The organism is Rhodoferax sp. RT5P35, assembly GCF_056521385.1.
Genome location: NZ_JBWMAX010000001.1, coordinates 188,882 through 212,733, shown reverse-complemented (window position 1 = coordinate 212,733; position 23,852 = coordinate 188,882). Strand labels below are relative to the sequence as shown.

23 protein-coding genes and 1 pseudogene are annotated in these 23,852 nt (G+C 63.3%); 7 read left to right on the top strand and 17 right to left on the bottom strand.

Annotated elements, in window-relative coordinates; translation table 11 throughout:
* The first annotated feature begins 86 nt into the window (after positions 1-86).
* From AC097L_RS01005 to AC097L_RS00990, 4 genes are all read left to right on the top strand, one after another.
* Entirely contained in the window at positions 87-575 is a 489-nt protein-coding gene (locus AC097L_RS01005) for a GNAT family N-acetyltransferase (RefSeq protein ID WP_479584247.1), read from the top strand.
* Positions 576-652: 77 nt separating this feature from the next.
* Positions 653-856, top strand: coding sequence for a hypothetical protein (locus AC097L_RS01000; protein WP_479584246.1), 204 nt, complete (start codon positions 653-655; stop codon positions 854-856).
* Positions 857-884: 28 nt separating this feature from the next.
* The gene (locus tag AC097L_RS00995) at positions 885-1,019 is read left to right on the top strand and encodes a hypothetical protein (protein WP_479584245.1); all 135 of its coding nucleotides are present in this window, start codon (positions 885-887) and stop codon (positions 1,017-1,019) included.
* 168 nt (positions 1,020-1,187) lie between these two features.
* Positions 1,188-1,850, top strand: a complete 663-nt coding sequence (locus tag AC097L_RS00990) for a hypothetical protein (protein ID WP_479584244.1) — start codon at positions 1,188-1,190, stop codon at positions 1,848-1,850.
* Positions 1,851-1,999: 149 nt separating this feature from the next.
* Here the strand turns inward: AC097L_RS00990 and AC097L_RS00985 are convergent, their stop codons facing one another.
* On the bottom strand, positions 2,000-4,237 hold the full coding sequence (locus tag AC097L_RS00985) for an NADP-dependent isocitrate dehydrogenase (RefSeq protein ID WP_479584243.1): 2,238 nt from the start codon (positions 4,235-4,237) through the stop codon (positions 2,000-2,002).
* A gap of 542 nt (positions 4,238-4,779) precedes the next feature.
* On the opposite strand from AC097L_RS00985, the gene AC097L_RS00980 reads away from it, so the two are divergent.
* On the top strand, positions 4,780-5,253 hold the full coding sequence (locus tag AC097L_RS00980; protein ID WP_479584242.1) for a hypothetical protein: 474 nt from the start codon (positions 4,780-4,782) through the stop codon (positions 5,251-5,253).
* A 22-nt stretch (positions 5,254-5,275) separates the two neighbouring features.
* On the opposite strand, the gene AC097L_RS00975 is transcribed toward AC097L_RS00980, so the two are convergent.
* From AC097L_RS00975 to AC097L_RS00950, 6 genes and pseudogenes are all read right to left on the bottom strand, one after another.
* Positions 5,276-5,884: a GNAT family N-acetyltransferase gene (locus tag AC097L_RS00975; RefSeq protein ID WP_479584241.1), complete on the bottom strand. Its 609-nt coding sequence runs from the start codon at positions 5,882-5,884 to the stop codon at positions 5,276-5,278.
* Positions 5,871-6,377 carry a peptide-methionine (S)-S-oxide reductase MsrA gene (msrA, locus tag AC097L_RS00970; protein WP_479584240.1) on the bottom strand — a complete coding sequence of 169 codons (507 nt, stop codon included), beginning with the start codon at positions 6,375-6,377 and terminating at the stop codon, positions 5,871-5,873. Before msrA ends, AC097L_RS00975 begins: the two co-directional genes overlap by 14 nt.
* A gap of 227 nt (positions 6,378-6,604) precedes the next feature.
* Positions 6,605-8,020: pseudogene (locus AC097L_RS00965) on the bottom strand (efflux transporter outer membrane subunit).
* Positions 8,021-8,044: 24 nt separating this feature from the next.
* Positions 8,045-11,296 (bottom strand): efflux RND transporter permease subunit, encoded by a 3,252-nt coding sequence (locus tag AC097L_RS00960; RefSeq protein ID WP_479584239.1) that lies wholly within the window; start codon positions 11,294-11,296, stop codon positions 8,045-8,047.
* A gap of 24 nt (positions 11,297-11,320) precedes the next feature.
* On the bottom strand, positions 11,321-12,544 hold the full coding sequence (locus tag AC097L_RS00955) for an efflux RND transporter periplasmic adaptor subunit (RefSeq protein ID WP_479584238.1): 1,224 nt from the start codon (positions 12,542-12,544) through the stop codon (positions 11,321-11,323).
* Positions 12,545-12,659: 115 nt separating this feature from the next.
* Complete coding sequence (locus AC097L_RS00950; RefSeq protein ID WP_479584237.1) at positions 12,660-13,547, bottom strand: alpha/beta hydrolase; 888 nt, start codon at positions 13,545-13,547, stop codon at positions 12,660-12,662.
* A 304-nt stretch (positions 13,548-13,851) separates the two neighbouring features.
* Here AC097L_RS00950 and AC097L_RS00945 point away from each other — a divergent pair, with 304 nt between their 5' ends.
* Complete coding sequence (locus AC097L_RS00945) at positions 13,852-14,760, top strand: LysR family transcriptional regulator (RefSeq protein ID WP_479584236.1); 909 nt, start codon at positions 13,852-13,854, stop codon at positions 14,758-14,760.
* An 84-nt stretch (positions 14,761-14,844) separates the two neighbouring features.
* Here the strand turns inward: AC097L_RS00945 and AC097L_RS00940 are convergent, their stop codons facing one another.
* From AC097L_RS00940 to AC097L_RS00925, 4 genes are all read right to left on the bottom strand, one after another.
* On the bottom strand, positions 14,845-16,572 hold the full coding sequence (locus tag AC097L_RS00940) for a diguanylate cyclase domain-containing protein (protein WP_479584235.1): 1,728 nt from the start codon (positions 16,570-16,572) through the stop codon (positions 14,845-14,847).
* A 30-nt stretch (positions 16,573-16,602) separates the two neighbouring features.
* The gene (locus tag AC097L_RS00935) at positions 16,603-17,658 is read right to left on the bottom strand and encodes an extracellular solute-binding protein (protein ID WP_479584234.1); all 1,056 of its coding nucleotides are present in this window, start codon (positions 17,656-17,658) and stop codon (positions 16,603-16,605) included.
* Between the two features lie 250 nt (positions 17,659-17,908).
* On the bottom strand, positions 17,909-18,550 hold the full coding sequence (locus AC097L_RS00930; RefSeq protein WP_479584233.1) for a glutathione S-transferase family protein: 642 nt from the start codon (positions 18,548-18,550) through the stop codon (positions 17,909-17,911).
* Between the two features lie 170 nt (positions 18,551-18,720).
* Positions 18,721-19,161: an N-acetyltransferase family protein gene (locus tag AC097L_RS00925; RefSeq protein ID WP_479584232.1), complete on the bottom strand. Its 441-nt coding sequence runs from the start codon at positions 19,159-19,161 to the stop codon at positions 18,721-18,723.
* Positions 19,162-19,328: 167 nt separating this feature from the next.
* On the opposite strand from AC097L_RS00925, the gene AC097L_RS00920 reads away from it, so the two are divergent.
* A complete protein-coding gene (locus AC097L_RS00920; RefSeq protein ID WP_479584231.1) occupies positions 19,329-19,619 on the top strand; it encodes a hypothetical protein in 291 nt (96 codons plus the stop codon).
* On the opposite strand, the gene AC097L_RS00915 is transcribed toward AC097L_RS00920, so the two are convergent.
* The 6 genes from AC097L_RS00915 to AC097L_RS00890 form a co-directional block, all read right to left on the bottom strand.
* Positions 19,609-19,818, bottom strand: coding sequence for a hypothetical protein (locus tag AC097L_RS00915; RefSeq protein ID WP_479584230.1), 210 nt, complete (start codon positions 19,816-19,818; stop codon positions 19,609-19,611). The two genes, AC097L_RS00920 and AC097L_RS00915, sit on opposite strands and share 11 nt — an antisense overlap.
* Before the next feature lie 20 nt (positions 19,819-19,838).
* A complete protein-coding gene (locus AC097L_RS00910) occupies positions 19,839-20,252 on the bottom strand; it encodes a hypothetical protein (RefSeq protein WP_479584229.1) in 414 nt (137 codons plus the stop codon).
* 142 nt (positions 20,253-20,394) lie between these two features.
* Positions 20,395-20,802: a YchJ family protein gene (locus tag AC097L_RS00905; RefSeq protein WP_479584228.1), complete on the bottom strand. Its 408-nt coding sequence runs from the start codon at positions 20,800-20,802 to the stop codon at positions 20,395-20,397.
* Positions 20,803-20,813: 11 nt separating this feature from the next.
* The gene (locus tag AC097L_RS00900) at positions 20,814-21,845 is read right to left on the bottom strand and encodes a DctP family TRAP transporter solute-binding subunit (protein ID WP_479584227.1); all 1,032 of its coding nucleotides are present in this window, start codon (positions 21,843-21,845) and stop codon (positions 20,814-20,816) included.
* Between the two features lie 19 nt (positions 21,846-21,864).
* A complete protein-coding gene (locus AC097L_RS00895) occupies positions 21,865-23,163 on the bottom strand; it encodes a TRAP transporter large permease (protein WP_479584226.1) in 1,299 nt (432 codons plus the stop codon).
* Positions 23,160-23,669 carry a TRAP transporter small permease gene (locus tag AC097L_RS00890; protein WP_479584225.1) on the bottom strand — a complete coding sequence of 170 codons (510 nt, stop codon included), beginning with the start codon at positions 23,667-23,669 and terminating at the stop codon, positions 23,160-23,162. The genes AC097L_RS00895 and AC097L_RS00890 overlap by 4 nt, the downstream gene beginning before the upstream one ends.
* Between the last annotated feature and the right edge of the window lie 183 nt (positions 23,670-23,852).

The following is a 23,852-nucleotide window of genomic DNA, read 5'->3' as shown; positions in this document are numbered from 1 at the left end:
CAGCAGATGGCAACGGCTAAAGCAGGCGAAACATCCGGTCTAGACTATGGACTGGCACTTTCACCACCCCCCTCCCCCCACCTACGATGGCACCCACGATCCATACCGGCTACCTCCCAGGCGCGATTGGCCGCGTCGCCGAGCTCCATGCCCGTTATTACCACCCACTTGTCGGTTTCGGCCTGCCATTTGAAGCCAAGGTTGCCCGCGAACTGGCCGACTTTTGCGAACGCTGGGACAGCCAGCGCGACGGCCTGTGGTTCGCCGTGCAAGACGGCGTGGTGCACGGCTCGATTGCCATTGACGGTGCCCATGCCGCCCAGGACGGCGCCCACCTGCGCTGGTTTATTACCTCCGATGCCGTGCGCGGCAGTGGCATCGGCAGCCAGTTGCTGTCCACCGCCATGGCTTTCTGCCAAGCCCAGGGCTACACGCGCGTCTACCTGTGGACCTTCGAAGGCCTGGGCGCGGCGCGGCACTTGTACGAGAAGCACGGCTTTGGGCTGGTGCACCAGCAAACCGGTACCCAATGGGGTGCGCAGGTGCGCGAACAGCGGTTTGAACGGCAGCTGTGAAGCCCAGCTTAATTTATACAAAATAGGCCTCTAGCGCATATTAAGCATACGCCTGAAGCTACATATTTAATAGCACCATGTTTCATATCGCCTGGCTTGCACAGTCCGCCGCGCCCACCGGGCTGGACTTCTGGTCCGTCCGCCATGTGGTCGAATCCGCCGAGCGCCTGGTGGTGCGCAACGGCGTGGCCCAAGCCCCCAGCCGCCTGGTCACACTGGCAGAAGCCACCGCAGACGGCGTAGCCGCGCGCTTCCAGTCCAAATGGCTTCACCAAGCCTGACAAGCTAGCACTGGTGCGCGCAGGCCAAATGGCAGCAAGCCTTACCGCCCCTCGCAGCGCGGTGAAATTGATGTGGTTCGACGACTCCCTCCTGCACATGTTCGGCCCGCGGCTGGTGGCGCTGACGGATATAGCTGCGCTAGTACCGGCAGAGGGGGCGTAAGGGGCGCGGCAACTACAGAGCGTGAGCGCGCCGGGGGCGGTGTTAAATGGGTTTGTGCTGGCCTTGTAAGGCACCCACTTCGATACGCTCCACCACGCCATGTGAATGGCCTGGCCCATGCCCTGGACAGAGCAAAATACACAGCAAGTTCCATCCCCACCCACCCCCATGTTCGCCTTCCTCAAAAAACTCTTCCGTACCGCGCCATCGCCCGGCAACACGCCCGCAGCCTCCCCCAGCCAGCGCATGGACCTGGAAGAGCGCAAGGCTTACCGCCGGGAATGCCTGTACCAGTCGATCCGGGAGACGTTTTTGTCGATGGAGGTGGTATCCAACATGTACCGCTTCAAGGTGATGCCGGTGGACGAGCGGCACCACCGGTTTATTGCCATGGTGGACGTAGCGAAGTCGTTTGTGGCGGGCGCGCAGGCCCGCACCAAGAGCTTTGCAGCCATGGAGCACAGCATTCGCACGGCGGCTTACCAGCGCTACGGGGTGGTGGTGGATGGCATTTACTGGCGGGTGAGCGAGACCGAGGAGCCGTTTGAACGCCGCGCCCGCGCCAGCGACCCGGCGCGCAGTGGCGCATTCGAGGCTACTGCGCAGCGCGCGCCCGTGGCTACCGCGGCAGACGGGCAAAAACCCGCCACAGCCCTGTCACGCCAACGCTACCAACCGGTTTCTGACGACGAGCGCGCCGCCTTTATGGCTGCCCTGCAGCGCGGCAAGGCACCGCCGCTGGTGCGCGTGGGGGAGCAGGAATACCTGTCCGACCTGATGCCACTGGAAGGCGGCGACAAAACGGGTGGCACGCAGTACGGGAGGCTGTAGACCCCCGCACCCCCCAGGCCAAAAAAATGGCTGCTTCCCGTGCAGGAAGCAGCCATTTTTAAATTCAGCATGAAATATGCTTCTTGTGCATATTCCACCTACGCAAGCAGCTATTTTTTACATAGCAACCTGCGCCCAGCCTATCCGCCTTAAACGCTGGCCGCCTGCAGCGCGGCGTTCAAGGTGGCGCTCGGGCGCATCACGGCCTCGGTCTTGGCCTGGTCGGGCAGGTAATAGCCGCCAATGTCGGCAGGCTGGCCTTGGACGGCTTTGAGTTCGGCGACGATTTGCGCTTCGCCTGCGGCCAGGGCTTTGGCCAGGGGGGCGAAGTGGGCTTGCAGCGCGGTGTCTTCGGTCTGGGCGGCCAGGGCCTGGGCCCAGTACAGGGCCAGGTAGAAGTGGCTGCCGCGGTTGTCAAGCTCGCCGGTGCGGCTGGACGGGCCTTTGTTGGTGTCCAGCAGTTGGCCGGTGGCGGCATCCAGGGTTTTGGCCAGCAGCTTGGCTTTGGCGTTGCCGGTTTTGATGCCAAGGTCTTCCAGCGATACGGCCAGGGCCAGGAACTCGCCCAATGAGTCCCAGCGCAGGTGGTTTTCTTCGACCAGTTGCTGCACGTGCTTGGGTGCGGAGCCGCCGGCACCGGTTTCGTACATGCCGCCACCGGCCATCAGCGGCACGATGGACAACATCTTGGCGCTGGTGCCGAGTTCCATGATGGGGAACAAGTCGGTCAGGTAGTCGCGCAGGATGTTGCCGGTGACCGAGATGGTGTCCAGGCCGCGGGCCACGCGTTCCAGCGTGAAGCGCATGGCGCGCACCTGCGACATGATCTCAATGTGCAGGCCGCTGGTGTCGTGCTCTTTCAGGTAAATCTGGACCTTTTTGATAACTTCGTTTTCGTGCGGGCGGTACGGGTCGAGCCAGAACACTGCGGGCATGCCGGAGTTGCGGGCGCGCGTGACGGCCAGCTTGACCCAGTCGCGGATGGCGGCATCCTTGACCTGGCACATGCGCCAGATGTCACCTTCTTCGACGTTTTGCGTCAGCAGCACTTCGCCGGTGGCCAGGTCGACAATGTTGGCCACGCCGTCTTCGCTGATTTCAAACGTCTTGTCGTGGGAGCCGTATTCTTCGGCCTGCTGGGCCATCAGGCCGACATTGGGCACCGTGCCCATGGTCTTGGGGTCAAACGCACCGTGCCATTTGCAGAAGTTGATGATCTCCTGGTAGATACGGGCGAAGGTGGATTCAGGCATCACGGCCTTCACGTCTTTCAGGCGGCCGTCGGCACCCCACATCTTGCCGCCGTTGCGGATCATGGCGGGCATGGAGGCGTCCACGATGATGTCGTTGGGCGAATGGAAGTTGGTGATGCCCTTGGCCGAATCCACCATGGCCAGCTCGGGGCGGTGGGCGTGGCAGGCATGCAGGTCTTTCAGCACCTCTTCGCGCTTGGCGGTGGGCAGCGTGGCCACCTTATCAAACAGGTTGGCCATGCCGTTGTTCACATTCACACCCAGCTCTTCAAACAGCTTGCCGTGCTTGGCAAAAGCGTCCTTGTAGAAAATCTTTACGCAATGGCCAAAGACGATGGGGTGCGAGACCTTCATCATGGTGGCCTTGACGTGCAGCGAGAACATCACGCCGGTGGCGTAGGCATCGTCGATTTCCTTTTCGTAGAACTCGACCAGCGCCTGCTTGCTCATGAACATGCTGTCGATGATCTCGCCGTCTTTCAAGGAGACCTTGGGCTTGAGCACCACGGTTTTGCCGCTTTGGGTGGTCAGCTCCATCTTCACGTCGCGGGCCTTGTCCAGGGTGAGGGACTTTTCGCCGTGGTAGAAATCACCGCTGTGCATGTGCGAGACGTGGCTGCGCGAAGCCTGGCTCCAGGGGGCCATGGAATGGGGGTTCTTGCGGGCGTATTCCTTGACAGCCTTGGGTGCGCGGCGGTCGGAGTTGCCTTCGCGCAGCACCGGGTTCACCGCGCTGCCGGTGCACTTGGAATAGCGGCTGCGGATGGCTTTGTCTGCGTCGGTCTTCGGATCTTCGGGGAAGTCGGGCAGTGCGTAGCCCTTGCCTTGCAATTCCTTGATGCAGGCCTGCAATTGCCCCACCGAGGCGCTGATATTGGGCAGCTTGATGATGTTGGTGTCGGGCAGCAGGGTCAGGCGGCCCAGCTCGGCCAAGGTGGCGGGCACTTTCTGCGCGTCGGTCAAAAACTCGGGAAACTCGGACAGCACGCGGGCCGCGACCGAAATGTCGGCACTGGCCACATCAATCCCGGCCTGGCTGGTGAAGGTCTTGATGATGGGCAGCAAGGAATGGGTCGCCAGCATGGGCGCTTCGTCCGTGAGCGTGTAGATGATTTTTGATGTACCGGCAGCCATGGTGGACCTCTTGAACGTTAAACAATGGTGTGCGCCGCGCAGGGCGGCTAAACGGAGTCGCTTGCACGACCTCCACTTTGGAAGAGTCTACTTTAGGGAACTCCCAAAACGCAGCGTGCAGCATAAAGCACATGCCGTGCCGCCCAGGTCAGGCATGTTAGCGGGCAGGGGGACAAGCCATACGCGCTGCTAAAAATATACAAGAAAAGTGCTTCTAGCGCATATCTAATATGCACTAGCTGCTATTTTTTATAGAGCAGTTAAGAACCACCGTGGGTCCGTCCGGCGGTTTTCATGGTGTCGACCAGACCCCTGCCGTCAACACCCCGCTCGCGGAACAACTGCACTGACACGCCCAGCATCCTTTCACGCATCTCAATAGCTGGCTCGCGTGTGATTGCACAGGCGTGTCCACTGCAGCTGAAACTCCCACTTAAGCGGGGCCTAAGTTTGCGGGCGAAGAATCAAAGCGTGCCACAACAATGCCCCGGTGCGGCGTGCGGCACTTGCCGCACCTTTTCATTTTGGATTGGAGAGCCCCCATGAACCCCCGCATTCCCCCCGCAGTGCAGCGCATCCGGCGCACCGCCGTAGCCGCCGCCTTGGTCGCATTGGCCCTGGGCGTGCTCCAAGCGCACGCCGATAGCGCCCTGCCCCCCATCCAGCACAGTGGGCCAGTGCAATACCTGAGCGGCGGCATTGGTGCAGCAGAATCCAGCGCCATCCAGGATGCCAACAAACAGTGGCCACTGACCCTGGAGTTCGCCATCAAAACCCCACCCGGTGCCGAATACGCGGCAGACGTCAGCGTCCAAGTGAAAGATGCGCAAGGCCACACCGCGCTGGACACCCAGGCCCAGGGCCCGTTCCTGCTGGTCAGGCTGCCCCCCGGGTCTTACAACGTGGACGCGACCCTGGGTGGCAAAACCCTGCACGCGCATGTGGTGGTACAGCCCGGCCAGCACACCAAAGCCGTCATGGTGTGGCCCGCCGGGACCGACAAAACGCCGGCCTAGGTCAGTAGAGTCAACGGCGCAGTCAGCGACCGCTGGCCTCCAGCCGCAAGGCCAGCCGCTGCTGCACACCGGGCCACTCGGTGTCAATGATGCTGAAACGCACCGAATTGCGCTTGCGGCCATTGGGCATGATGCGTTCGTTGCGCACCGTGCCCTCCTCTTGCGCACCTAGCCGCAGAATGGCCGCACGCGACTTTAGGTTTATCTCGTCGGTGGTGAACTGCACGCGCACGCAGGCCAGGTCTTCAAACGCGTAGCGCAGCATCAAGGCCTTGGCCTCGGTGTTGGCAAAAGTTTTTTGCCAGCGGGCCGCCAACCAGGTGCTGCCGATCTCCAGCTTGCGGTTCTTGCGGTCCATCTTCCAAAAACGGGTCGAGCCGATCACTTGGTTCGACTCCCGCAGCACCGTCACAAACGGCATCACCGTACCCGCCGCTGCGCCCTCCAGCGCCAGGCGGATGTAATCCCCCACCGTATCGGCCGAGGGGACCACCGTGAACGGCAGATTCCACAGTTCGCCGTCGCTGGCTGCGGCAACCAGGGCGGCGGCATCGCTGGCTTGCAAAGGGCGCAGCTGCAGCCGGGGCCCCGTCAGGGCTTGAAGCTGCAGCCCCGCATCACGTGGCTGCACGCTGGGGCAGCTTCCAGCCTGGGCGGACAAAGTGGCAGGTATAACCGTTGGGGCGGTGCACCAGGTAGTCCTGGTGCTCGGGCTCGGCATCCCAGAAGGTGGGCGCGGGCACGACTTCGGTCACCACCTTGCCCGGCCACAGGCCAGAGGCTTCCACGTCCTGGATGGTGTCGTGGGCCACGGCCTTTTGGCTGTCGCTGGTGGTAAAAATGGCCGACCGGTAGCTGCTGCCCACGTCGTTGCCCTGCCGGTTCACGGTACTGGGGTCGTGGATCTGGAAGAAAAATTCCAGAATCGCGCGGTAGCTGGTGACGGTGTTGTCGAACTCGATGGCCACGCCCTCGGCATGGCCGGGGTGGTTGCGGTAATTGGGGTGCTCGTTGCTGCCGCCCACATAGCCCACGCGGGTGGAGACGACTCCGGGCAGCTTGCGGATCAAATCCTGCATGCCCCAGAAACAGCCTCCGGCCAAAACTGCGGTTTCCTTGCCCATGGTGTTGCCTTTCTTGCGTCTGTACGCGGTGTGGATTTTGCGATAAACCTGGGCGATAAACCTTGCCACACAAGGCCGCCAAAGTCCGCAAGTTACCAGGGTGGTGGCAGCCCGCTTGTTTTCAAGCACTTTATCGGCCCACGGTGTTGCAGAACGCGACCGGCCACAGTTGCTATAAATTAAATAGCTACTAGCGCAGGCATAACCTGCGCTAGAGCCCATTTTTCCTATAAATTCACGCCATCCCACCCACCCCCCAGCGCCCGCACCAGCATCACCGTGGCCTGGTACTGCGCCGAGCGCACGTTCAGGGCCTGGCGGCGGTTGTTGAGTTCGCTGCGGCGGGCATCCAGCAGGTCGAGCTGGCTGACGCGGCCATTGCGGTAGCGGGCATCGGACAGCACGGTGGCGCGGCTGGCGGAGGCGACGGCGCGGTCCTGGGCCTGGGCTTGCTGCTCCAGCAGGCGCAGTGCCGACAGCTGGTCTTCCACCTCCTGAAAAGCCGCCAGCACCTGACCCCTGTACTGGGCGGTGGCACCGTCGAGCTGGGCGCTGGCGGCCTGCACACCGGCTTCGCGGCGGCCACCGTCCAGCAAAGGTAAGGACAGCAGCGCGCCTATGCCCCAGGCGCGGGCCGACCACTTGAACACGTCACCCAGGTCTGGCGAGGCAAAGCCCCCGGCGGCGGTGAGCGACACGCTGGGGAACCAGGCAGTTTGGGCCACGCCGACGCGCGCCTGGGCGGCCAGCAGGCTGCTTTGGGCAGCGGCCACATCGGGGCGGCGAGTGAGCACGGTGGCGGGCACACCGGACGGAATCACCGGCAACGCGGTGTTCCAGTCAGCCGTATCCAGTGCAGCGAGGCTGAAGCTGGATGCGGTGTCGCCCACCAGCACGGCCAGCGCGTGCTCCAGCGTGGCACGGCGGCGGTCCAGGGCCAGGGCTTCGGATTCGGTGGCGGCCACTTCGGTCTGCACCCGCACGACATCCAGCTCGGCCACGTCCCCGGCGCGGAAGCGGCTTTGGGTCAGCGCCACGGTGCCGCGGTAGGCCTCCAGGGTGGCGCGAACCAGGGCCCGCTCGGCATCCAGCGCACGCAGGGCCAGGTAGGTTTGCGCCACGTCGGCCTACACCAGCAAACGCGTGCTTTGCAGCAGGGCGGCGCGGGCTTGCGCGTCCAGCCCGGCGGCATCGGTGGCGCGGGCCAGCTTGCCAAACAGATCCAGTTCGTACGACAGGTTCAGGTTGGCATTCAGCAAGGTGCTGGGCGTGCTGCCATTGGCGGTGCCTGCGCCCGCCTGGCGGGCGGCACCGGCACCGATGCCTGCTTGCAGCCCGCGGTCGGATTCGCTGCTGCGCAACAGGGCACGGGCCTGGGCCAGGCGGGCCGCTGCCTCGGCGATGCTGGTGTTGTGCTGGGTGGCACGGTCTACCAGCGCGTCCAGCGCGGGGTCGGCAAAGGCGCGCCACCAGGTGCCGCGGTCGCGGGCTTCGGCCGGGGTAGCCTGGGTCCACTGGGCGTTTTCCTTGAAGGCCACCGGGGTGGCGACCAGGGTGGCCGTGTCGATGGCCGGGGCGGTGGCGCAACCGGCCAGCACCAGGGCGGCCAGCAGCGGGGCCAGGGAATGGGATAGGAGCTTCATGGTGGTTCTCGGTTCTTGTCTAGGTCAGTCCAGCGGCAGCACGGGGGCGGCCAGCACCGGGCGGGCCGAAGCACCGCCGTGCGGAGCGTGTACGGGGACGATGGGCGCTTCCACCGCATCCGGCACCGCGCCGTGCAGCTTCAGTGGCCTGTTGCCCGCCACGCGGCGCATCACCACGTAGAACACAGGGGTCAGAAACAGGCCAAACGCGGTCACGCCAATCATTCCGGCGAACACCGCCACGCCCATGGCGGAACGCATTTCGGCCCCCGCGCCGGTGGACAGCACCAGGGGCAGCACACCCATGATGAAGGCCAGCGAGGTCATCAAAATCGGCCGCAGGCGCAGGCGGCTGGCTTCGATAGCGGCCTGCACCGGGGTGCGGCCCGCCATCTCCAGCTCTCGGGCAAATTCGACGATCAGGATGGCGTTCTTGGCGCTCAGGCCCACCAGCACAATCAGGCCGATCTGGGTGAAAACGTTGTTGTCGCCGCCGTGCAGCCACACGCCGGTCATCGCGGCCAGCAGACCCATGGGCACGATCAGGATGATGGCCACCGGCAGCGTCAGGCTTTCGTACTGCGCGGCCAGCACCAGGAACACCAGCAAAATGGCCAGCGGGAACACCAGCATGGCCGAGTTGCCCGCCAAAATCTCCTGGTAGGTCAGTTCGGTCCATTCAAAGGCCATGCCCTTGGGCAAGGTCTCGGCCGCGATGCGGTTGATGGCATCCTGCGCCTGACCACTGGAATAGCCCGGGGCCGGGCCACCGTTCACGTCCGCCGCCAGGTAGCCGTTGTAGCGCATGGCGCGCTCGGGGCCAAAGCTGGCGTTGACCTTCATCAGCGCCGACAGCGGCACCATCTCGCCGGTGGTGGAGCGCACCTTCAGCAGGCCCACGTCTTCGGCCCGGGCGCGGTACGGCGCATCGGCCTGCACCCGCACGCTGTAGGTACGGCCAAATTTGTTGAAGTCGTTGGCGTACAGGCTGCCCAGGTAGATCTGCATGGTGTCGAAAATGTCGGTCACCGGCACGCCCAATTGGCGCGCCTTGGTGCGGTCGATGTCGGCGTACAGCTGCGGCACGTTGACCTGCCAGCTGGTGAACATACCGGCCAGCTCGGGCGTTTGGTAGGCCTTGGCCATAAAGGCTTTCACGGCCTTGTCCATTTCGTCGTAGCCCAGCGAGCCACGGTCTTCCAGTTGCAGCTTGAAGCCGCCGGTGGTGCCCAAACCGGCCACGGGCGGCGGCGGGAACATCACGATGAAGGCATCCTGGATGCTGCCAAAGGCCTGGTTCAGCTGGCCTGCGATGGCACCGCCGCTCTGGTCGGCACGCTTGCGCTGGTCAAACGGCTTAAGGGTGACAAACACCACGCCCGAGTTGGAGCTGTTGGTAAAGCCGTTGATCGACAGGCCGGGAAAGGCAATGGCGTCCTCCACGTTCGGGTTCTGCTTGACCAGCTCGCCCATGCGGTGCACCACGTCTTCGGTGCGGTCCAGCGTGGCACCGTCGGGCAACTGGGCAAAGCCGATCAGGTACTGCTTGTCCTGGGCAGGCACAAAGCCGCTGGGCACGGCCTTGAACAGGCCAAAGGTCACGCCCACCAGCACCAGGTAGACCACCAACATCAGCGTCTTGCGGCCAATCACGGCCTTCACGCCGCCGCTGTAGGCCTCGGAGCCGCGCTGGAAAAAGCGGTTGAAACCGCGAAACAACCAGCCAAAGGCCTTGTCCATGCCACGGGTCAACGCGTCCTTGGGGGCATCGTGGCCGCGCAGCAGCAAGGCGGCCAACGCGGGCGACAGGGTCAGCGAGTTGATGGCCGAGATCACGGTAGAGATGGCAATCGTCACCGCAAACTGCTTGTAGAACTGCCCGGTCAGCCCGCTGATGAAGGCCAGCGGCACAAACACCGCCACCAGCACCAGGGCAATGGCGATGATGGGGCCGGACACCTCGCGCATGGCGCGGTCGGTGGCTTCGCGCGGGGTCAGGCCCGCTTCGATGTTGCGCTCCACGTTTTCCACCACCACGATGGCGTCGTCCACCACGATGCCGATGGCCAGCACCAGGCCAAACAGGCTCAGGGCGTTGATCGAGAAGCCCAGGATGTGCAGCACCGCAAACGTGCCTACCACCGACACCGGCACGGCCAGCAGCGGAATGATGGAGGCGCGCCAGGTCTGCAGAAACAAAATCACCACCAACACCACCAGCAGCACGGCTTCCAGCAGGGTGTGCACCACCGACTCGATGGAGGCGCGCACAAACTGCGTGGGGTCGTAGGCGATGCGGAACTCCACGCCCTCGGGCATGTTCTTTTGCAGCTCGTCCATGGTCTTGCGCACATTGGCCGAGATGTCCAGCGCATTCGAGCCCGGGGCCTGGAACACACCCATGCCCACGGCGGGGTCGTTGTTCAGCAGCGAGCGCAGCGAATAGTCGGCCGCGCCCATTTCCAGGCGGCCAATGTCGCGCAAGCGTGTAATGGCCCCGTCGCTACCGGTCTTGACAATGATGTCGCCAAACTCTTCCTCGCTCTGCAAACGCCCCTGGGCGTTGATGGACAGCTGCATGTCCACACCGGCCAGACCGGGCGATGCGCCCACCACACCCGCCGCCGCCTGCACGTTTTGCCCGCGGATGGCGGTCACCACGTCGCTGGCCGACAGGCCGCGCTGCGCCACCTTTTGCGGGTCCAGCCAGACGCGCATCGAATAGTCGCCACCGCCAAAAATCTGCACCTGGCCGACGCCCTGGATGCGCGCCAGCCGGTCCTTCACGTTCAGCACCGCGTAGTTGCGCAGGTAGTTCATGTCGTAGCGCTTGTTCGGCGACGTCAGGTGCACCACCATGGTCAGATCCGGTGCACTCTTGACGGTCGTCACGCCGAGCCGGCGCACTTCTTCCGGCAAGCGTGGCTCGGCTTGCGAGACACGGTTTTGCACCAGTTGCTGGGCCTTGTCGGGGTCGGTGCCGAGCTTGAAGGTGACGGTCAGCGTCATCACGCCATCGGTCGTAGCCTGGCTGCCCATGTAGAGCATGCCTTCCACGCCGTTGATGCTTTCCTCCAGCGGCGTGGCCACGGTTTCGGCGATCACCTTGGGGTTGGCGCCCGGGTACTGGGCGCGCACCACCACGGACGGTGGCGCGACCTCGGGGTATTCCGAAATCGGCAGGCTGCGCAGCGCGATCAGCCCGGCGATCAGCATCAGCAGCGACAGCACACCGGCAAAGATCGGCCGGTCGATAAAAAATTTGGATAGATTCATTTGGTTGTTCTCACAAAGTCCGGATCAGGACTGCGCCGCGCCTTCGCGCTTGGCCTGGGCTTCAGGTTTGCCATCCATCGGCACCAACTCGGGGGCCACCAGGGCACCGGGGCGCACGCGCTGCAGGCCGTTGACCACGAGCGTCTCCCCGGCCACCAGGCCTTTGCTGACCACCCGCAGGCCGTTGACCGACGCGCCCAAAGTCACCTCGCGGTAGGCCACGGTGTTGTCTTTGCCGACCACCAACACAAACTTCTTGTCCTGGTCGGTGCCCACCGCGCGCTCGTTGACCAGCAGGGCCGTTTGCGCCTGGGTCTGGCCCATGCGCAGGCGGGCAAACTGGCCGGGCATCAGGCTGCCGTCGGCGTTGTCGAACACGGCGCGGGCGCGCACCGTGCCGCTCTTGGCATCTACCTGGTTGTCCACCAGCTGCAGATGGCCCTTGAACGGCGTGTCGTTGCTGGCGGCGGTGCCCATTTGCACCGGAATGCCGTCCAGGCCCTTGACGCTGTCCTTGCCGTGCAGACCTTTCAAGGCGCGGGCGATGACCTGCTCGTCGGCATCAAAGCTGGCGTAGATGGGGCTGATGGAGACCAGTGTGGTCAGCACCTGCGCGCCGGGGCCCGCGGCCACCAGGTTGCCCACCGTCACTTCCAGCTTGCCGACGCGGCCCGCCACCGGGGCCCGCACCTGGGTGTAGCCCAGGCTCAGGCGGGTGGTTTGCAGGGCGGCCTGGGCGGCGCGCAGATTGGCCTCGGCTTCGCGCAGGGTGTTCAGGCTTTCGTCCAGCTCGCGCTGGGCAATGGCGTGCTCGTCCCACAGGCGGCGCGAGCGCTCGTGCTCGCTGGTGGAATGGGAGACGCGGGCCTGGGCCGCTGCCACCTGGGCTTCGCTGCGGTCCACCTCGGCGGCGTAGGGCGCGGGGTCGATGCTGATGAGCAGGTCGCCCTGCTTGACCAGCGCCCCCTCGCGGAAGTGCACAGCCTGCACGGCACCGGCCACGCGGGAGCGGATGTCTACGCGCTGCACGGCTTCCAGGCGGCCCGAGAACTCGTCCCAGGCGTTGACCTGGCTCTCGGCCACCGTGGCCACCGACACGGGCGTGGCCTGCGGTGCCACCGGGCCAGGGCCCGCCTCGGCCGGGCTTTGCAGGCCAAACACGATAGTGGCGGCGGCCGCCACGGCGGCTAGCGAAGCGGCAGCGGTCCAAATGGCGCTGCGGTAGGCAAAGGAAGGGATACGGGTCATGGTGGTCTTTCAGAAAGCAAAAAAATAAAAAGGCAATGCAGCGGCCCAGCCGGTTGCTATAGCAGCCGGAAAAGCGGTGAATCAGGAAGGGTTAAAAAGAACTATTGGCTGTGGATCAACAACTGCCCGCGCCGTCCGCAGCGGGCTTCAGCACCGGGCGGGTGGCATCAAAAAATGCGCGGAACTGCTGTTGCACGGCGCTGGCGCAGGCGCATTCGCTGTTGGCCGGGAGCAGCAGCGCATCCGGCCAACCCTGGGCGGTGGGCAACACGTGGTAGGTCACGGCCACACCGGCGCTGCGCAGGCGCTCGGCGTAGGCGCGGGCCTCGTCGCGCAGCGGATCGTCGGCCCCGCTGAGCACCAGAGTCGGTGCCAGGCCCACCAGACGGCGCGAGATGCCGGGCACGGCGTACGGGTGCTCGGCGTCCATCGGGCAGCGCAGGTACTGGTGCCAGCCGTCAGCAAATTTGCAGGCATTGGCATCGGTGCAGCCGGTGGCCAGGCGCTCGGCGGCGGCGGCGCGCAACGAGGCCGTGCCCACACAGGGGTCAAGCATGGGCGATAGCAAAATCTGCCCGGCCAGCGGCGGGTGGGCCCGGTCGCGCGACATCACGGCCACGGCGGCGGCCAGGTTGCCCCCAGCCTCTTCACCCGCCAAAAACACCCGTGCGCCCTGCCCGGCCAGCCGCACCCGGTGCTTGTGCACCCAGGCCAGCACGTCGTACCCGGCCTCTACGCCTTCGGGGAACGGGTGCGCCGGTGCCAGCGGATAGGCCAGCGACACCACCACCGCGCCCGCACCGGCCAGCAGCCGGGCCACGGTGGAGCCGTTGTCCAGCCCGCCTGCCACAAAGGCGCCGCCGTGGAAATGCACCACCAGCGGTGCCGCGCCGCCCGGCACACGCTTGCCGTACATGCGCACGTCCACCGCCGCGCGCTGGGGCAGCGCAATGCAGGTGTTGGTTTCTTCGATGGCAGAGGTGGCAGCAGAACGGGGCGACATAGGGGGAACCTGTAGAAGGTGCGGGAATGTAATGGAATGTAGTACCTTGCCCACCATGGATAAAGAGGGGGTATTGCGAGTTCTCTGTTTCCAAATCACCAACAATGGCTCTTCTTTTGCGTGCGAAGATCCGGCACCGCGCCAGACTGGAAGAAAGCCGGGGCGCAAACCATGCGCCTGCAGATCGCAAAGCACCGTGGAACCGGCTCCGCCGGGCCACTGGTGCGGCCCCCTGCAAGAGGGCGGGTGCAAGGCGCGAAGCGCTGCAGCCTGGGGGTATGCCAACCGAACGAAGTGAGGAACTATGGATCAGATACTGACCATGCGCGTGTTTGCAAGGGTGGTGGAAGCAGGCACGTTTACCAAGGCCGCCGATTCACTGGCGCTGCCCAAAGCCACCGTCACCAAGCAAATCCAGCACCTGGAAGCACGCCTGCGCGTCAAATTGCTGAACCGCACCACCCGCCGCGTGACGGTGACCGCCGACGGTGCCGCTTATTACGAGCGCACCGCCCGCCTGCTGGCCGACCTGGACGAGCTGGAAGCCAGCATGGGCAATGCCCAGACCAACCCGCAGGGCCGCTTACGGGTGGACGTGGGCTCGTCCATGGCCAGCCTGCTGATCATCCCGGCCCTGTCCACCTTTTTCGACCGCTACCCCGACATCCAGCTGGACCTGGGCGTGAGCGACCGGCCGGTGGACTTGATCGGCGACAACGTGGACTGCGTGATCCGCGGCGGCGAGCTGACCGACCAGTCGCTGGTGGCGCGGCGCATCGGCAACCTGCCGCTCATCACCGTGGCCTCGCCCAGCTACCTGCGCCGCTTTGGCACGCCGCCCGACCCGCAGGCCCTGGAGCACAACCACCGCATGGTGAACTTCTTTTCGCCGCGCACGGGGCGCATGTTTACCAACGAGTTTGCCAAAGACGGTGTAGCGCTCGCCCTGGACAGCAGCTACCGCATCGCCGTGAACGACAGCAATGCCTACATGGCCGCCGCGCTGGCCGGCTTGGGTATCTCGCAGATGACCACCTTTATGGCCGCGCCGCACCTGGCAGATGGCACCCTGGTGCAGCTCTTGCCCGACTGGGCCATACCGTCCATCCCCATCTATGTGGTGTACCCGCCGAACCGGCACCTGAGCGCCAAGGTGCGCTCGTTTGTAGACTGGGCGGCGGATTTGTTCACCCGGCACGCGCATCTGCAGTGAGGCGGCGTAGACTAGAAAATAACTATCTTTTAGGCCTTTAGCGCATATTTAATCTACGCGAGTAGCTATTAAAAGCAGAGCAAATTAATCTTCCGAGGCGGAAAAGAAGCGGTAGCCATCGCGCCCGGCCAGTTTGGCGCTGTACATGGCCTGGTCGGCAGTGGCCAGGATCTCGGTGGCGGTCTGGCCGTCTTGCGGGTAGCGGCTGATGCCGATACTGGCGCTAAGCTGCAGAATCTTGGCTTGCACTGGAATGGGCTCCTTGGTGGAGGCGAGCAGCTTGCAGGCAATGGCCGCCAGGTCGCTGTGCGATACCGACGCGCCCAGCAGCACCACAAACTCGTCGCCGCCCAGGCGGGCCACGGTATCCACCTCGCGCACCATGTGCTGCATGCGCAAGGCCACGGTTTTGAGCACTTCGTCGCCTGCATCGTGGCCGTATTCGTCGTTGATGGCTTTGAAGGCATCCAGGTCGATGAACAGCAGGCAGACCTGTTCGCCGTAGCGGCGGGCATGGGCCAGGGCCTGCTCCAACCGCTCCTGGAACAGGCGGCGGTTGGGCAGACCGGTCAGCATGTCGTGCTGGGCCAGGTGCTCCAGCTCCTCCTGGTTGTCGTGCAGGTCGGCCAGTTGCTGGGTGATCTGCCGGTGCATCTGCTGAAAGCTGCGCGCCAGGCTGCCAATTTCATCCTGCCGCAGCAGCGGCAGATCGCCGGGTGGCAGGCCGTTGGCGAAGCGCTGGGCGGCGGTGGTCACGGCGTTGATCGGCCGGGTCAGAGCGCGGGCCAGCAGCACGGCCAGCAGCAGACACAGCAAGGACAGGCCCACGACGATCTGCACAATGGTGCTACCCAGTTGCTGCGACTGGGCCAGCACCTCGTCCAGCGGCTGTGCCAGACCCAGAATCAGGCGGCTTTCGCTGCTGGACATCTGGATCTTGGGCGCGATGAAGGCCGCCACCACCTGCGTATCGGCATATCCATCGGCCTGGGCCTCGAACACCGCACGGTCTTGTCTGCCTTCGACCAGCCCGCGCAGGGGCTCGAATTCGTCTTGCACCAGCACACGCCGGCCTTTGTCGAAGCCAAAGGTTTTGCTGCTGTCCGGGTGGATCAGGATGTCGCCTTCTGCATTTGCCAGAAACAGCTTGAAGGCGGGCGGCAAGTCGGCCGCCAGCAGGGCAAACATGCCGTTCAGATCCAGGTTCACCACCACCACGCCGATGGCCGTGTTCTGGGCATCCATCACCGGCATCGCCAGTTGCAGCATGGGCTGCTCCAGGCCGGCCAGAGAGCCGCCTTCATGGTTGATGGTGATGCGCGACATATAGGTCGTGCGGGCCGGTAATTTCAGGGTATCGAACACGTAGGGGTAATGGCCTTTTTCCTGCAGATCATCGCCCTGTATGCGCAGTGTGGACGGCCCGACGCGGTCTACCCGCACGCGCTCCGATCCGTAGTCACTGGCAGAGATCAGACGCAACTGCAGATATCCGGGGTTGGCCTCGATCAGCAGGCCGAACAGCTTGGCCAATTGTTCGCTGTCGTCCCCATTTTTAGCGGAGTTTGCATGCTGCAGCACGGAGATGGTGATCGGCATGCCCGCCAGCACCTGCAGATTGCGCGAAACCTCTTCACGGGTCAGGGTGATACGCCGGGCCAATACCTGGGTGGAGGTGAGCAGCTTGTTTTTGGCCGAATCCACCAGCAGGCTGCGGCTGGCCTGGTAGGCATAGAAGCCGGTCAGACCAGCGGCCAAAAACCCCACCGAGGCCAGCAGCAGGACCAGCTTGGCGACGATGCCCCACCTCATGGAATGCCTATGCCCATGGAATGCCCCGCTTCATGGGGCCAGGACCTTGCTGGCACGGTCACCCGACACGATGCGGCTCCACAGCAGGTTGCGGCGCTCTTCGCTTTCCACCGGCTCCAGCCAGACTAAGCGGTCTTCGGCGCGGTATTCGGGCAAGGCCATGGTCGTATTGGCTAGGCCTTGGCGGCTCGCCAGCACCTGGCCAGGCGCAGGCTCCAGCAGGTAGTTGATCCAGGCTGCAGCCAGGGCCAGGTTGCGCACCCCGCGGGTGATCGCCCAGCAGTCTAGCCAGGCCAGCGCGCCCTCTTTGGGGATGGCGTAGCCCACGTCCAGCCCGGCCGCGCGGAACATCACCTCCTGCTGGCGGCCATAGTTGGCAAACAGCAGCGCGGCCTGGCGGCTTTTGAACAGGGCCAGCGACTCCTCCGGCTGGGTGTAGAAACCGCCCGCGTTGCGGCGCAGGGCAATCAGCCGGTCCACCGCCTGCGGCCACTGGCTGTCGGCCAGGCGAAATGGCGACTTCAGGCCCAGCGACAGGGCCGCCAACGCAAAGTTGTGCGTGCCCGCGTTGTAGGCAATGACCTTGCCCTGGTAGCGGGTGTCCCACAGGGCCGCGATGGAGTTGGGCGGCTGCTTGATTTGCTGGCGGTCGTAGACCAGACCCATCTCGGCATAGGTGTAGGGAATGGCGTAGGTGCTACCTGCATGCACCAGGCCAGGAATGGCCGCCCGGTTTTGAAACCGTGGCAGCTGACGGGACAGGTTGGGCACGGTGGCCAGGTCAATCGGCTGCACCAAACTGTCACGGATGTAGCGCTGCAACTCGGCGGTATTAACCGCAAACACATCAAAATCCTGCGCCTGGCGCTCGCTGATTTTTTGCCACAGGTCCACGTCGGAATCGATCACCGTCAGCTCAACCTGGCACGCCATGCGCTGCTCAAAGGTTTTAACGATATCGGCATCCGCATACCCCGGCCAGGCCAGCACACGCAAAACCTCGGGTGCCGCCGCACGCGCCTGCACTGCGGCGGCCAAAGGCAGAGACGCCGCAGCGGCCAGCGCAAACTGCCGTCTATTCAGCAAGGGGCACGGTATGCAAAGAGGTGTGGGGTGGCGCATCAATTTCACTCTAGCCAGACTCCATTACAACAGCCTCACCCCCAGGGTGAAAGCTCTGGTTAATGGCTATTGACGGTTGGAAGGACTGTGCAGGCGATCACCGGTGAAGCAAATAATTGTAGGACACGTAAAAGCATCCAAAACAAGTCCAAGCTCAGATGCGCAATACACAAGAAGCTGCTGTGTCCATGGCCATTGGCATACGCCTGGGCTGTCAGTCCAGCATGGGCTCCATGCCCGGGTCGCCCTTGTGCATGGCGCTGCGGTAGGCCGCACGGGCACCGATGCGCTGCAAGTAGGCGCGGATATGCGGGTACGGGGCCAGGTCAAACGGCATGAAGATACGCATGGTGGTGAGCGAGAACACGGTCATGATGTCGGCCGCGGTAAACACTGGCCCGGCCAGGTAGTCGGCCTCGCCCAGCCGCGCCTCCACCAAGTCAAGCACACGGTCCAGACGGCCCTGGGTGGCCAGCAGAGTGGCATCGTCCGCCGCCAGCTTGAGCCGCCGCAAAACCATGTTGCGCCCCAGGTTGGGCTGCAGATTGCCATTGGCAAAGTGCAGCCAGTACAGGTACTGCGCAAAGTCTGGATGGTCTGGAGCCAATACCAGGCGGCCACCGCCGTATTTGGCCAGGATGTAGTCCACGATGGCCCCAGATTCGGCCAGCAGCAGATCGCCATCGACGATCACCGGTGCCGCGCCCAGCGGGTGCAAGGCCTTCAGTGCGGGCGGCGACAGCATGGTCACCGCGTCGCGGGTGTGGTGCTGCAGCGTGAACGGCAGACCCAGCTCTTCGCACAGCCAAACAATGCGCTCCGACTGCGATTTACCGAGATGGTGGATGGTCAACATGGGGGCAATCTCGCTTGGGTAGATGGGTGAGGCCGTCAGTGGCTGCGCGCAGATTCTGCCAGCAAGGACCGTACCCGTGTGCGCAAGGGTTTTGTGCCATTTTGGGCATAAAAACAGGCTCTAGCGCATGTTCTACCTAAACTATCCGCTACATAAAAGATAGTCCCCGTTCAGACTATCATTTTGCGGTACTGCACAAATCCGCTCTTGTCGGCGATGCGGTCGTAGAGCTGCATCGCGTCCAGATTGCTCTCGTGCGTCAGCCACCACACGCGGGCGGCGGCCTTATGGGCGGCGCTGGCGTACACATGCTCGATCAAGGCGCGCCCTACCCCCTTGCCGCGCAGGTTGGACAGGGTAAACAAGTCCTGCAGGTACACATAGTCGCCCGCCGTCCAGCAGCTGCGGTGGTAGATGTAATGCACCATGCCCACCAGCGCACCGTCGATCTCGGCCACCGCGCAGTGCATGGGCTCGGCCGGGTCCAGAAAGCGCTGCCAGGTCAGCGCGGTGACCGACTCGGGGATGGCGGTCTTGTAAAACGTCTGGTAGCCCTGCCACAGCGGCAACCACTGGGCGAAGTCGGTGTCTTTAGCGAGTCGAATCTGCATGCGTGTGCTCCTGTTGAAACACTCCAGCTTAGCTCCGACGTGGCACCCTGGAGAGTGCCAAGCAGAGACAAAAACAGGGCTCCACGAAGTAAAAAGCTTTTTAGACATTTAGGGCTTATGGAATGAGCGTGAGAAGCTATATTTTTTGCATCACCCTACTCCGCCCCGTGCATCTGCCCGTCGATGTAAAACCAGCGCCCGTCCTGCCGTACAAACCGGCTGGTTGCGTGCATGTGCTGGCTGAGAAGATTGTGGGGCTGGGTTGGCTGGAAAGCACATACCAAAAGTACCTCCAGCGCTTACGTAATTTGCACAGGATGCTACATATTTTGCGGAAAAAATCTGTAGCGTTTGGCGGAGTTCGGCCCCACTCTCTTAGCCAAGCCAAATGGCAAGCTTGGGCTGAACCTATGGGTCAAGTGCGCTTTTCAAAAGACGGCTTACTCCTCAATCCTTGAGACCCACACCTAGGGCATCCAGCTTCTTTGCATACGAGTCCCTGCGTTTTGCCGCCTTTGCAGCTGCGTCAACGGCTGCCTGGATGGCCTTGGGTCCCTTTTTGGCAGCAGCTTTGATCAATTCGAACTTGTGGGCAGCATCTGACTCCGCCCGCTTGAAAGTGGCGATGATTTCGGCATGGGTATCAGATGGTTTCACAGGTTTCCTTGAACACGTTCTTAAAGCTTTATGTGAGTGCGAAGCAACGCTGTTCTTAATTCGCGGTTAGCGGGTTGTGAAACATCTACGCCTTGAACCGCCAGGTCGAACGATGAGCCAGGTTTGATGCTGGTGGGGAGTATTTTTTTGACGGGATTCGTAGCGGGGTACTTGCCATCCGCAGCGCACATGCGAACGGAAAACCCGAATTCGTCGAGTACACCTTTCGCGTACAACTCCGCCAAATGCTGAAACGACACGAATGTCGAACATTTCACTTCTTTAACCTCTGGCTCGCGGATGCTGCGAACGATCTCAAATTTACCAAAGGTATCCCGTTGTGTATTCGTAAAGGGATGCACCAAAAACGTCGCACGAAGTCCTCCCTTTTGGGACGCCAGCGTATGCTCGACGGCGATATCAGTTAACAGCATGTTGTTTTCCTTGTGATTCCATAAGCTAGGACTGGACGCAGCGCCCCTGTATCGCCCTTCGGGCTTACAGGGGGAACTTGCGTAAGTCCTGTAATCCACAGCGGGTCCAGCCACATTGGCCTACATCACACCCCGAAGTTCCTTACTCCGCCCCGTGCATCTGCCCGTCGATGTAGTACCAGCGCCCGTCCTGCCGCACAAACCGGCTGGTTTCGTGCATGCGCTGGGCTTTGCCGCTGTCGCGGCAGCGGGCGACGAATTCGACGATGCCGGCGTCACCCGCTTCTACCGCGCTACGCACTTCCAGGCCCAGCCATTTCACCGGAGCCAGCTCCAGATCGCCCGGCGCAGTGGACGGGTGCCAGGTGAACAGCAGGTAGTCCAGCAGGCCCAGCACGTAGCCGCTGTAGCGCGAACGCATCAGGGCCTCGGGCGTGGGGGCGTAGATGCCTGCATCCATGCCTTTGTGCCACGGGCCGCAGCAGTCGGCATAAGTCTGGCCGCTGTCACAGGGGCACGGGGCGTGGGGGGGATGCAGGTTTTTCTTCATGCTGGAATGGCTTACTTTTTACGGGCAGCGATAGATTTCTCGGCGGTGGCGACCAGGTCGGTGCCGATCGTCTTTTTCCACTTTTCGAACACCGGGCGGGTGGCGGCAACAAACGCGGCGCGCTCTTCGGGGGTGAGCTTGGTGACGGTAGTGCCCAAGGCGGCCAGGTCTTTCAGCAAGGGCTGGTCGGCCTCGACCAGGCCCTTGCGGGAGATGGCGATTTGCTCGCGGGCGGCATCCTGGGCGGCTTGTTGGACGATGGCGCGGTCGGCTTCTGTCCAGCTGGCCCAGATCTCCTTGTTGACCACAAACACCAGCGGATCGGCCACGTAGCCCCACAGGGTGATGTATTTTTGCGCCACGTTGTGCAGCTTGGCGGCGGTGTAAATGGACAGCGGGTTTTCCTGCCCGTCCACCGCGCCGGTGGCCAGGGCGGGCTGCGCATCGGCCCAGCTCATTTGCGTGGGATTCGCGCCCAGGGCGGTGAAGGTGTCCTGGAACAGCGGCGAGCCGACGACGCGGATTTTCATGCCCTTGAGGTCGGCGGGGCTGTGGATGGCGCGCTTGGAATTGCTGATTTCGCGGTAGCCGTTTTCACCAAAAGCCAGGGGTTGCACCCCGGCTTTGTCGATGATCTTGAAGATGTCTTTGCCCACCTGGCCCTGGGTGAGCGAGTCGATGGCGGCGTAGTCGGGCATCAAGAACGGCAGCGAGAACAGGTTCAGCTCTTTCACCTGTGGCGACCAGTTGATGGTGGAGCCGATGGCCAGGTCGATCACGCCCTGGCGCAGGGCCGAGAACTCGCGCGTCTGGTCGCCCTGGATCAGCGACACGCCTGGGTACAGCTTGATGTTGATGCGGCCCTGGGTGCGCTCGCGGACCATATTGGCCCAGATCTCGCCGCCCTTGCCCCAGGGGAAGGCGGTGCCCAGCACCAGCGACATCTTGTATTCGGGCTTGTAAGCGGCTTGGGCGATGCTGCCGGTGGTGGCCAGCATGGCGGCAGTGGCAACCGCCAAAGCGAGGAACGAGCGAACTTTCATTTGTTGTCTCCTGAAAAAATCAATAACCCAGATAGTGCGGCAGCCACAGAGCCAACTGCGGGAACGCAATCACCAGCACCATCACGCAGAACATCGAAAACAGCATCCAGCCGACCCACGGCACGGTTTCTTCCATGCGCACCTTGGCAATCCGGCACGACACCATCAAATTCACGGCCAGCGGCGGCGTGAACTGGCCCAGCGCCACCTTGAGCGTCAAGATCACGCCGAACCACACCAGGTCCCAGTGGTAAAAATTGGCAATCGGCAGCAGCAGCGGCACAAAGATCAAAAAGATCGACACACCGTCGAGAAACATGCCCACGGTGACCAGCATCACGATCAGCAGGGCCAGCACGCCGTACTCGCCCAGGCCAGAGTTGACGATGGCGTGGGTGATGGGGTCAATCACACCCAAGGTGGACAGCGAATAGGCAAAAATGCCCGCCAGCGACACCACGATCAAGATCACGGCAGACAACTCACCCGACTCGCGCAGGATGGGGAACAGGTCGCGCACGGTCATGGTGCGGTGGATGAACATGCCCACAAACAGGCCGTAGAACACCGCCACCACGGCCGCCTCGGTGGGCGTGAACCAGCCCGCGCGCATGCCGCCCAGAATCAGCACCGGCGCGGCCAGGCCCCAGACGGCACCGCGCAGGCTGGCCCAAAACGGAGGCCTTGGCAGCGTAGATTCCAGCGCGCCCATCTTGTGTTTGCGCGACAGCCACACCGCGGGCACGATCAGCGCCAGCCCGGCCAGTACGCCGGGAACCATCCCCGCCGCAAACAGCGCAGGCACCGACGCGCCGGGCACCAGGATGGAATAGACGATGAAGGCAATCGACGGTGGAATCAAAATGTCGGTGGCCGCCGCAGCGCCTACCACGCTGGCCGAAAACGCAGGAGGGTAACCCGCCTTGTTCATGGCGCTGATCATCACCGCGCCCACCGCCGCCGCGCAGGCCGGGCCGGAGCCGGAGATACCGCCCAAAAACATGGCCACCGCAATCGCCACCAGCGGCAGCATGCCGGGGCCGCGCCCCACCACCGCCACCGCAAAGTTCACCAGCCGCGCGGCCACACCCGAGCGGTCAAAGATCGAGCCCACCAGCACAAACATGGGGATGGCCAGCAGCGGGTACTTGCCCAGCCCGGCGTAGAAGTTTTGCGGCACGGCCAGCAGGCCAAACCACTGGCTGCTGCTATTGGCAACGGCAATCGCCGCCGCGCCCGCCAGGCCCAGGGCCACGCCGATCGGCACGCCCATCAGCATCATCACGATGAAGGTCAAAAACAGCAGGGTCGTGATCATGCTTCGCGCCCCCGGCGGATGAACAGGCCCACGGCGCGCAGCGCGATCCCTAACGACAAGATGGGCAGCCACATCGAGTACCACCAAGCCGGAACCCCAATGCCCGGCGTGGTTTCGTCAAACCGAAAGTCGTCCCACACCATGCGGATGCTCAAAGTGCCGATCAGCGTGAACAGAATCGCCACCATCACCGCGCCAAAGCGCGACAAGCCCTTACGCCGCGCCATGCTGCCACTGTCTGAGAAGTATTCGATGCGGATGTGCCGGTCGCGTGCCACGGCGGCCGAGGCGGCCACCAGGGTCAGCGCAATCATCAGGAACACCGAGATTTCTTCGGTCCAGGCAAAGGACTCGTTGGTGAAATAGCGCGCCAGCACGTTGGCAAAGGTGATCAACGCCAGCGCGCCCATCACCAGCACAGTGAGCCAGTCTTCGATCTTCAGCGGGACTTTGGTGGCGGGATCGGCTTCGGAAGCCTCTGAATCGGGTTGGAGGTCGGTGGACATACGGATAGCAAAATGGGCGGGGGTTGCCAAAGGCGGCAAAGGGGGCGAAGGGGGCTAAATCAGCGCGCATCATAGCTGCGCCCAACGCAGGGTTTGCCCCACATCAGACAACAGACCAGCCCATATATCTGCTCGTAAAGTCGGTGCGCGGGGCAGCAATACGCCCCTCTTTTTTGCTATTTA

What these genes read in the sequence shown, in the direction of transcription:
- AC097L_RS01005 (WP_479584247.1), top strand. Translation starts at nt 87, where the DNA reads ATGGCACCCACGATCCATACCGGCTACCTCCCAGGCGCGATTGGCCGC.
- AC097L_RS00900 (WP_479584227.1), bottom strand. Translation starts at nt 21,845, where the DNA reads ATGAAAGTTCGCTCGTTCCTCGCTTTGGCGGTTGCCACTGCCGCCATG.
- AC097L_RS00925 (WP_479584232.1), bottom strand. Translation starts at nt 19,161, where the DNA reads ATGCAGATTCGACTCGCTAAAGACACCGACTTCGCCCAGTGGTTGCCG.
- AC097L_RS00890 (WP_479584225.1), bottom strand. Translation starts at nt 23,669, where the DNA reads ATGTCCACCGACCTCCAACCCGATTCAGAGGCTTCCGAAGCCGATCCC.
- AC097L_RS00895 (WP_479584226.1), bottom strand. Translation starts at nt 23,163, where the DNA reads ATGATCACGACCCTGCTGTTTTTGACCTTCATCGTGATGATGCTGATG.
- AC097L_RS00940 (WP_479584235.1), bottom strand. Translation starts at nt 16,572, where the DNA reads ATGAGGTGGGGCATCGTCGCCAAGCTGGTCCTGCTGCTGGCCTCGGTG.
- AC097L_RS00945 (WP_479584236.1), top strand. Translation starts at nt 13,852, where the DNA reads ATGGATCAGATACTGACCATGCGCGTGTTTGCAAGGGTGGTGGAAGCA.
- AC097L_RS00980 (WP_479584242.1), top strand. Translation starts at nt 4,780, where the DNA reads ATGAACCCCCGCATTCCCCCCGCAGTGCAGCGCATCCGGCGCACCGCC.
- AC097L_RS01000 (WP_479584246.1), top strand. Translation starts at nt 653, where the DNA reads ATGTTTCATATCGCCTGGCTTGCACAGTCCGCCGCGCCCACCGGGCTG.
- AC097L_RS00905 (WP_479584228.1), bottom strand. Translation starts at nt 20,802, where the DNA reads ATGAAGAAAAACCTGCATCCCCCCCACGCCCCGTGCCCCTGTGACAGC.
- msrA (WP_479584240.1), bottom strand. Translation starts at nt 6,377, where the DNA reads ATGGGCAAGGAAACCGCAGTTTTGGCCGGAGGCTGTTTCTGGGGCATG.
- AC097L_RS00995 (WP_479584245.1), top strand. Translation starts at nt 885, where the DNA reads ATGGCAGCAAGCCTTACCGCCCCTCGCAGCGCGGTGAAATTGATGTGG.
- AC097L_RS00955 (WP_479584238.1), bottom strand. Translation starts at nt 12,544, where the DNA reads ATGACCCGTATCCCTTCCTTTGCCTACCGCAGCGCCATTTGGACCGCT.
- AC097L_RS00960 (WP_479584239.1), bottom strand. Translation starts at nt 11,296, where the DNA reads ATGAATCTATCCAAATTTTTTATCGACCGGCCGATCTTTGCCGGTGTG.
- AC097L_RS00990 (WP_479584244.1), top strand. Translation starts at nt 1,188, where the DNA reads ATGTTCGCCTTCCTCAAAAAACTCTTCCGTACCGCGCCATCGCCCGGC.
- AC097L_RS00950 (WP_479584237.1), bottom strand. Translation starts at nt 13,547, where the DNA reads ATGTCGCCCCGTTCTGCTGCCACCTCTGCCATCGAAGAAACCAACACC.
- AC097L_RS00985 (WP_479584243.1), bottom strand. Translation starts at nt 4,237, where the DNA reads ATGGCTGCCGGTACATCAAAAATCATCTACACGCTCACGGACGAAGCG.
- AC097L_RS00910 (WP_479584229.1), bottom strand. Translation starts at nt 20,252, where the DNA reads ATGCTGTTAACTGATATCGCCGTCGAGCATACGCTGGCGTCCCAAAAG.
- AC097L_RS00930 (WP_479584233.1), bottom strand. Translation starts at nt 18,550, where the DNA reads ATGTTGACCATCCACCATCTCGGTAAATCGCAGTCGGAGCGCATTGTT.